Genomic DNA, 6,743 nt, shown 5'->3' with positions numbered 1-6,743 from the left:
TACCACGATGAGCACGTCTTCGATCCCCGCCTTGTCCCGCAGCCCCTCCACCAGCGACTCGATCGCGGCCGGGCTGGATCGCTCCGACAGGCCGATCATGGCGAGATCCGGCCGCAGGATCAATACGTCGCCCCCCTCGATCGTGTAGTCGCTGCGACTCTCCTCCGAGCCGTCGTAGATGAACCCCTCGTTGGTGAGGCGCGGGTGGTAGCGGAACAGGGCCTTCATCAGCAGCTCCTCGGTCCAGCGCACCGCGTACTTCATCGCCCCGATGATCACGCTGCGGTTCACCACGATGGCGGCATCGCGCGTGAAGAAGAGGTTGGGGAGCGGGGGGAGCTCGTAACCGACCTTGTTCAGCAGTCGGGAAACAGGCCCCTGCGTCGCCTCGAGTCCGGTGATGAGGGTCGAAACCAGCTCCGGACCGGGCATCTCCCGCAGCATCCGTCCCAGCGGCGCGGACGAGGAGACGGTGGTGACGCGATTCGCGAGGAAGCTGCGCACCTCCTCGTTGTCCACGATCTCCGTGAGCAGGTCGCTCAGCTCGAGCACTTCGGCGAAGCGGCCGAGGATGGAGCGGAAGCGCTCGTGCTCACGGCGTGCCTGCTCCAGATCGACGATGTCGTCGTACAGGAAGCGCTCGCGGTTGGAAGGGGTGACCGCAAGCAGCTCGGCCCCCGGTGAATGGCAGATCACCGTGCGGAGAGGGCCGATTTCGGAAGTAACCGAGACCAAGGCGAGAAGTTGGAACGTGGAATCGTGGAACGGAAGGGCGGCGCCAGAAGTCGCGACGCTTCCGACGCGTCAGCGGAGCGGACGCAGCAGAAAGAATGCCGGCGCCGGACCAAAGGGGCGGCGTCCGGCGGCTAACTTCGGGCGCCGAGCTTCGAGCTGTTCAGCGCGAACGACAGCCCCTCCATCTCCACGACCATGTCCACGTTGCGCAGCGCCACGTCGTCGGGAACGCGCAGGCGGACCGGGGCGAAGTTGAGGATGGCGCGGACGCCGGCATTGACCAGCCGGTCCACCACCGGCTGCGCGGCGTCGGCCGGAACGGCCACGATCGCGATCTCGATCGACTCCCGCGCCAGCACGGCCTCCATCTCGTCATCCGAGAGGATCGGCTGTGACCCCCAGCGCGTGCCGATCTTCTCGGGATCCGTGTCGAAAACCGCGCGGATGCGGAAGCCGCGGCGTTGGAAGTTGCGATAGGAGATGAGGGCGGAGCCGATCTTACCCGCTCCGACCAGGGCCACGTTCCAGGTCCGATCCAGCCCGAGGATCTCCTCCAGCGCGCGAAGCAGTTCCGGGACGGAATAACCCAATCCCCGCTTGCCGAACGAGCCGAAGAACGAGAGGTCCTTCCTCACCTGGGCGGAGGTCGTACCTCCGCGCTCCGCGAGCTCCTCACTCGAGATCGTGGTGTCTCCCGCCGCCTGCGCCTCCTGGAGGAAGCGAAGGTAGAGTGACAGTCGTCGGACGGTCGACTCCGCGATCCTGGACCTCGCCTCCCCGCCCGCTCGGTTTTTCTTCATACCACTGGAGCCCCCCGACTCATTTGTGAATTGTTTCACAAAATAGGTCGGCGCGGGGGCGATCGTCAACGAGTCCGGGGATCAGACCGGCGGTGGAAGGGCGCGAGCGAGCCGGACGAACTCCCCGGGGGCGAAGCTCTCGGGCCGCTGCCGCAGATCGAATCCAAGGCTGCGCTCCAACTCCTCGATGTCCTTTGCATCCAGCCGGTAGCTATCTCGCAAGATCTTCTGGAACTGCTTGCGCCGCTGGCCGAAGGCACGTCGGGTCAACTCCCGCAGTGCCATCTCCTCCGACTCGCTCAGCGGGAGCGGCGTACGAGGGACGATGCGCACGACCGCCGAATCGACGTCCGGCACGGGCCGGAAGGCGCGGCGGCCGACGCTGAGGACCCGCTGCACGGTCGCGACGCTCTGCACGCCCACCGCCAGGGCACCATAGTCCTTGCCACCCGGTGCCGCGGCCATTCGCTCTGCCACCTCGCGCTGCACCATCAGCACGATCATGCGAGGCCGCGGACGCCGCTCGAGCAGGGAGAAGACGATCGGGGTGGTGATGTTGTAGGGGATATTACCGATGACCTTCAGGGCGGCGACGTCCGTCGTCACGTCCTCCAGCTTCAGCTCGAGTACGTCGCCCTCGATCATCTCGACATCCGGCCGTCCCGCATACTGTTCGCGCAGGCGCGCCGCCAGGTCACGGTCCAGCTCCACCAGCACCAGCCGACGAACCCGCCCCGCGAGGTGTCGGGTAAGCGCGCCCTGGCCGGGTCCGATTTCCATCACCTCGTCCTCGGCGTCGGGCTGGACGGCATCGACGATCCGGCGCTGCAGGTTGGGGTCGATCAGGAAGTTCTGGCCCAGCGAACGCTTCGCCCGGTGCGCCGGGCGTCCCTCGCGCGGAGGTGGTGGGGGCATCGGGTCAGAAGCGGACCAGGACGGCGGTACGGTCGTCCACGTGGACGTTATCCGCCACCGGAAGCGCGAAGAGGTGATCGAGTACGCTCTGAACTGGCAGGTGGCGGTGCGCGATCACCTCGTCCAGCACCCGTTGTTGGCCGCGGATCTCGCCCAGGTCCAGCGCGTCCGAGAGACCGTCCGTGAAGAGGAGCAGCAGGTCGTCGCCCCGACGCCAGTCGGTGGTCTCCTCCCCGTAGGCGTCCAGGTCCACGATGCCCAGCGGCGGGTTGGTGGCGTTGAGGCGCTTCGATCCGCCCTGGCTATCGAGGACGAATGCCTGGGCGTGCCCGGCATTGGCGTAGGCGAGCTCACCTCGACCGGGGTCGATGACGCCGTAGAACAGCGTCAGGAACATCTCCGTGCTCTCCAGCTCGTCGATGAGCGTCTGGTGGGTGCGGCGAAGGACCTCGGCGGGCGAGTCGCCTTCCGATGCGTGGATGGCCACAGCGCTCATCGACAGGGCCATGATCAGCGCCGCCCCGAAGCCGTGGCTGGAAACGTCGCCGATCATCACCCCCAGTCGCGACCCCGGCAGGCGGAACAGGTGATAGAAGTCTCCGCCCACCGATTCGGCCGGAACGCAGCGCGCGGCCACCTCGGCGTAACCGTCGAATTGCTCCAGAGTCGGGAGGAGCTTGAGCTGGAGGTCGTGGGCGAGCTCCATCTCCCGTTCCATCCGCTCCTGCTGCAGGCTCGCCTCTACCAGGCGACTGTTCTCGACCGCCGCGCCGATCTGGCTGGCGATCGCCATCATCAGCTTCTCGTCGCCGGCCAGGAAGCGGTGGCCTCGCCCGTGCCCGATCAGGTTGATCACGCCGATCGTCCGTGCCTCGCCTTCCGGAGGATTGTAGATCACGGGCACCGAGAGCAGCGAGCGGTGGGGATCGGCTTCCGGAGCGGCCCTCTTCTCGGCGACCTGCTCCTCCGGTTCGAAGTTGATGGGTATGCGGTCACGGAAGACGGCTGCCGCAATCGAGGTCTGGTCGTCCACCGCGATCGGCTCGGTCGCCCCGGGGGCGCCGTAGGAGGCCACCAGCTCCAGCGTCTGCCTCTCGGGGTTGTGGAGCCAGAGGGCCGCTTGCTTCACGCTGAGGGTGGTGGCGACCTCCTTGAGGATCGTGTTGGCCGCCTGCTCGAGAGAGATCACCGAGCCCAGGATCTCGCTGATCGAATAGAGGAGGGTGATCTCCTCGTAGCGATAGCCGATCTCCTGCCCGAAGGAGCGAGACTCCTGCTCGTGCTCCATCGCGGTGGCCAGCACGCTGGAGAGGAAGCGGGCGTGCCGCCGCGGATCCTCCCCGCCGAGGACCTGAACGGCCATCTCCGGCCCGACGTCGGTGATGATGGGAGCGGCATCCGGCGACAGATCGGCTACCACCTTCTCTGCCCCGTGGTATCCGGTCCCGTGGTCCGCCCGCCGCCACCCCGACGCCGCTCTCACCCAGACGACCGCCTCCAGGCCGTACGCATCCCGGAACTCACGCAGGAGGTGCGTGACGCTCTCGGGCAGGACCATGGGGCGGGAAGCGGATTCCATTCGACTCGGGCCTCCGGATCGATCCGAAGGATCGTGACATTCCGGCGAGATCACACCGGGGGCGCCGCGACGGGACCGGGTCACCGCGGCACCATGCGGCGGGTGGGCGCCTCGCGCAGCAGGACCAGCCGGATGGCGTTGCCGCGCTCGCTGAACTCGACCTCGTCCATCAGCTGCCGGATGAGGAAGAGCCCCCGTCCGCCCGGCCGCTGGCGATTCTCGGGAAGGGTGGGATCGGGGACCGCATCCGGGTCGAACCCCGGGCCTGGATCCCGCACGCACACCTCCACGCGGGAACTATCGATGCACACCTCCACCCGCACGTACTTCGCGGGGTCCTCGCGGCTGCCGTAGAGGACGGCGTTGGCGAGGGCCTCCGTGACCCCCACGCGGAAGTTGAGGCTGAGGCGGGAACCGCGGAACGCATGCGCACGACAGCGGCCGACGAGGTAGGATACGGCAGCCTCGATCATCCGCAGATCGCTCGGTAACTGAAGGACGAACTCGGTCCTTCCGGAGCTGCCCCGCCTCGTCTCCTCCGTCGGGAGACCTCGGTTCATGGAGTTTGGTTCGGAGTCGGTACCACTGGGCTGGGCGGGCACGACTTCAGAACCCCGCGAGCGCCTCCTCGCGCGAGTCCGCGATGTTGAAGAGAGTGTCCAGCTTCGTCAGCTCGAACAGGGTCCGGAGATCCTCGTTCAGGTTGGCAAGGCGCAGCTCGCCGTTCTGCTCGCGGATCTTCTTCGACAGGCTCACCAGCACGCCAAGCCCGGATGAATCGATGTAACCGGTGTTGGCGAAGTCGATGAGAAACTTGCGCTCACCGGCCTCGAGCTCTTCGAGCACCTTTTGCTTCAGTTCCTGACGGTTACCAACGATGAGCTGCCCGTCGACATCGACGACCACCACACCGTTCTCCTTGCTCGTCTGGAAGCTCATGAATCCTCCGCTTGACTGAAGGTGGGGCGCAAGAATGCGCGGTACCCAGGGCAAGGCACGTGCCAATCCCCATACCCCTGCGGAAGTCGCGCAGAGGGGCGAATGCAGGCGCGGAGTTTGATTCTGGTCTATCCGGATCCGGCGCGCCAGGGCGTGCTGGGACGCACTCGCGCGCACCTGATGTAACCCATCTGGAACCCACCCGCCACGCGTCCTGGCAGCCCCCCTTCCCCCTCACGCCCGACAGGTACGACCATGGCCCGCGTAATCGATCACGCGCCCTCCCCTCCCGACGCCATCAGCGCTGTGATGCAGGCGACGTTCACGATGTCGTCCGGACCCGCTCCGCGGGAGAGGTCGTTGCACGGACGGGCAAGCCCTTGCACGATCGGGCCGATCGCCCTCGCGCCGGCCAGGCGCTCCACCAGCTTGTAGCCAATGTTGCCGGCATCGAGGTTGGGGAAGACCAGAACGTTCGCCGTTCCCGCCAGGGGTGAGCCCGGTGCCTTTCGCTCGGCAACGGCAGGCACCAGCGCCGCATCCGCCTGCAACTCGCCGTCCGAGGGAATATGCGGTGCCCGCTTGCGGAACAGAGCTACGGCCTCCCGCACCCGGTCGACCAGCGGACCCTGCGCGCTGCCGTGGGTGGAGTAGGAGAGAAAGGCGACCCGCGGTTCGTCCCCCACTACCCGCCGTCTCGCCTCCGAGGCCGCCAGGGCGATCTCGGCAAGCTGCAAGGGCGTCGGCTCCGGCACCACGGCGGCATCGGTGAAGGTGAGCACCCGCGCGGGCTCCTCCCCGCGGGGCGGGAGGACCATGTAGAAGGCCGAGGACACGGTGGTGATCCCCGGCGCCGGCCCGATCGCCCAGAAAGCCGCGCGCAGCACGTCACTCGTCGCGTTCACCGCCCCCGCAACGGACCCGTCCGCTTCCCCGGCCGCCACCAGCAGTGCGCCGCACATCAGTGGCTCGCCCGCGAGCTTCAGGGCGTCCTCCTGGGTCATCCCTTTCGCCCGACGCCGCTCCCACAGAATCTGGCCCAGCCTCCCCCGCCACGCGTCGTCGTCAGGATCGAACCAGCGAATGCCCGGATGCGAGGCCTCGAGCTCGCTCCGCCGGTCCGCCGGGACGATGAGGATCGGCTCCGCCAAGCCCTCTTCCGCCAGCCGGCGCGCGGCGGCCTGGGTTCGCGGATCCAGCCCTTCGGGAAACACCAGCCGACGCTTCCGCTCCCGAGCCCGGCGCCGCAATCCCTCCAGGAAGCTCATCCGCTCCCCTCCCGCCGCCTCTCCAACGCGCGAAGCACGGGGGGCGAGACGAACGGCGCCACGTCTCCTCCCAGCGACCACACCTCCCGTACCAGCGACGCCGAAAGGAACACGTGCCTGGGATCGGCGGCCAGGTAGACGGTGTCGATCCCGGGAGCAAGGGCGCGGTTCATCCGCGCCATGCGGGCCTCGTACTCGAAATCCCCGGCTGTACGCACACCACGCACGATCAGGCTGGCGCCCCGCTGACGAGCGAACTCGACGGTCAGCCCCTGGAACTCGGCGGGGATCACGCGCGGCTCGTTCGCGAACACCTCGCGGATCAGCTCGAGCCGCTCCTCGATCGCGAAGAGGTGCCGCTTCGTCTCGCTCGGCTGGTGCCCGACGGCCACGATCACCTCGTCCGCCAGTTGCAGCGCGCGGCGTACGATGTCTTCGTGACCCAGCGTCAGGGGATCGAAGGAGCCCGGGCAGAGGGCCACTCGCGCGCGTTCGTTCATTCGCGGC

8 protein-coding genes are annotated in these 6,743 nt (G+C 67.6%); all 8 read right to left on the bottom strand.

Translation table 11 applies throughout. The features are described 5' to 3' along the window. Window positions 1–696: arginine deiminase family protein (locus VF167_12965; GenBank protein HEX6926324.1), on the bottom strand; the 696-nt coding region annotated here is incomplete at its 3' end. Window positions 697–866: 170 nt separating this feature from the next. Beyond that, entirely contained in the window at window positions 867–1,535 is a 669-nt protein-coding gene (locus VF167_12960) for a redox-sensing transcriptional repressor Rex (protein ID HEX6926323.1), read from the bottom strand. Window positions 1,536–1,616: 81 nt separating this feature from the next. After that, window positions 1,617–2,450, bottom strand: a complete 834-nt coding sequence (gene rsmA / locus VF167_12955) for a 16S rRNA (adenine(1518)-N(6)/adenine(1519)-N(6))-dimethyltransferase RsmA (GenBank protein ID HEX6926322.1) — start codon at window positions 2,448–2,450, stop codon at window positions 1,617–1,619. 4 nt (window positions 2,451–2,454) lie between these two features. Next, window positions 2,455–4,029 (bottom strand): SpoIIE family protein phosphatase, encoded by a 1,575-nt coding sequence (locus tag VF167_12950; GenBank protein ID HEX6926321.1) that lies wholly within the window; start codon window positions 4,027–4,029, stop codon window positions 2,455–2,457. An 80-nt stretch (window positions 4,030–4,109) separates the two neighbouring features. Further along, the gene (locus tag VF167_12945; GenBank protein ID HEX6926320.1) at window positions 4,110–4,589 is read right to left on the bottom strand and encodes an ATP-binding protein; all 480 of its coding nucleotides are present in this window, start codon (window positions 4,587–4,589) and stop codon (window positions 4,110–4,112) included. Between the two features lie 46 nt (window positions 4,590–4,635). Next, on the bottom strand, window positions 4,636–4,968 hold the full coding sequence (locus VF167_12940; protein HEX6926319.1) for an STAS domain-containing protein: 333 nt from the start codon (window positions 4,966–4,968) through the stop codon (window positions 4,636–4,638). Between the two features lie 272 nt (window positions 4,969–5,240). Continuing rightward, window positions 5,241–6,236 (bottom strand): phosphate acetyltransferase, encoded by a 996-nt coding sequence (gene pta, locus VF167_12935; protein ID HEX6926318.1) that lies wholly within the window; start codon window positions 6,234–6,236, stop codon window positions 5,241–5,243. After that, entirely contained in the window at window positions 6,233–6,736 is a 504-nt protein-coding gene (gene coaD, locus VF167_12930) for a pantetheine-phosphate adenylyltransferase (protein HEX6926317.1), read from the bottom strand. Before coaD ends, pta begins: the two co-directional genes overlap by 4 nt. Window positions 6,737–6,743 lie beyond the last annotated feature (7 nt).

The organism is Longimicrobiaceae bacterium, from assembly GCA_036375715.1.
GTDB lineage: Bacteria > Gemmatimonadota > Gemmatimonadetes > Longimicrobiales > Longimicrobiaceae > DASVBS01.
The sequence above is the reverse complement of the archived record's forward strand: the minus strand, read 5'-3'. Positions and strand labels throughout refer to the sequence as shown.

What these genes read in the sequence shown, in the direction of transcription:
- VF167_12960 (HEX6926323.1), bottom strand. Translation starts at nt 1,535, where the DNA reads ATGAAGAAAAACCGAGCGGGCGGGGAGGCGAGGTCCAGGATCGCGGAG.
- rsmA (HEX6926322.1), bottom strand. Translation starts at nt 2,450, where the DNA reads ATGCCCCCACCACCTCCGCGCGAGGGACGCCCGGCGCACCGGGCGAAG.
- VF167_12950 (HEX6926321.1), bottom strand. Translation starts at nt 4,029, where the DNA reads ATGGAATCCGCTTCCCGCCCCATGGTCCTGCCCGAGAGCGTCACGCAC.
- VF167_12945 (HEX6926320.1), bottom strand. Translation starts at nt 4,589, where the DNA reads ATGAACCGAGGTCTCCCGACGGAGGAGACGAGGCGGGGCAGCTCCGGA.
- VF167_12940 (HEX6926319.1), bottom strand. Translation starts at nt 4,968, where the DNA reads ATGAGCTTCCAGACGAGCAAGGAGAACGGTGTGGTGGTCGTCGATGTC.
- pta (HEX6926318.1), bottom strand. Translation starts at nt 6,236, where the DNA reads ATGAGCTTCCTGGAGGGATTGCGGCGCCGGGCTCGGGAGCGGAAGCGT.
- coaD (HEX6926317.1), bottom strand. Translation starts at nt 6,736, where the DNA reads ATGAACGAACGCGCGCGAGTGGCCCTCTGCCCGGGCTCCTTCGATCCC.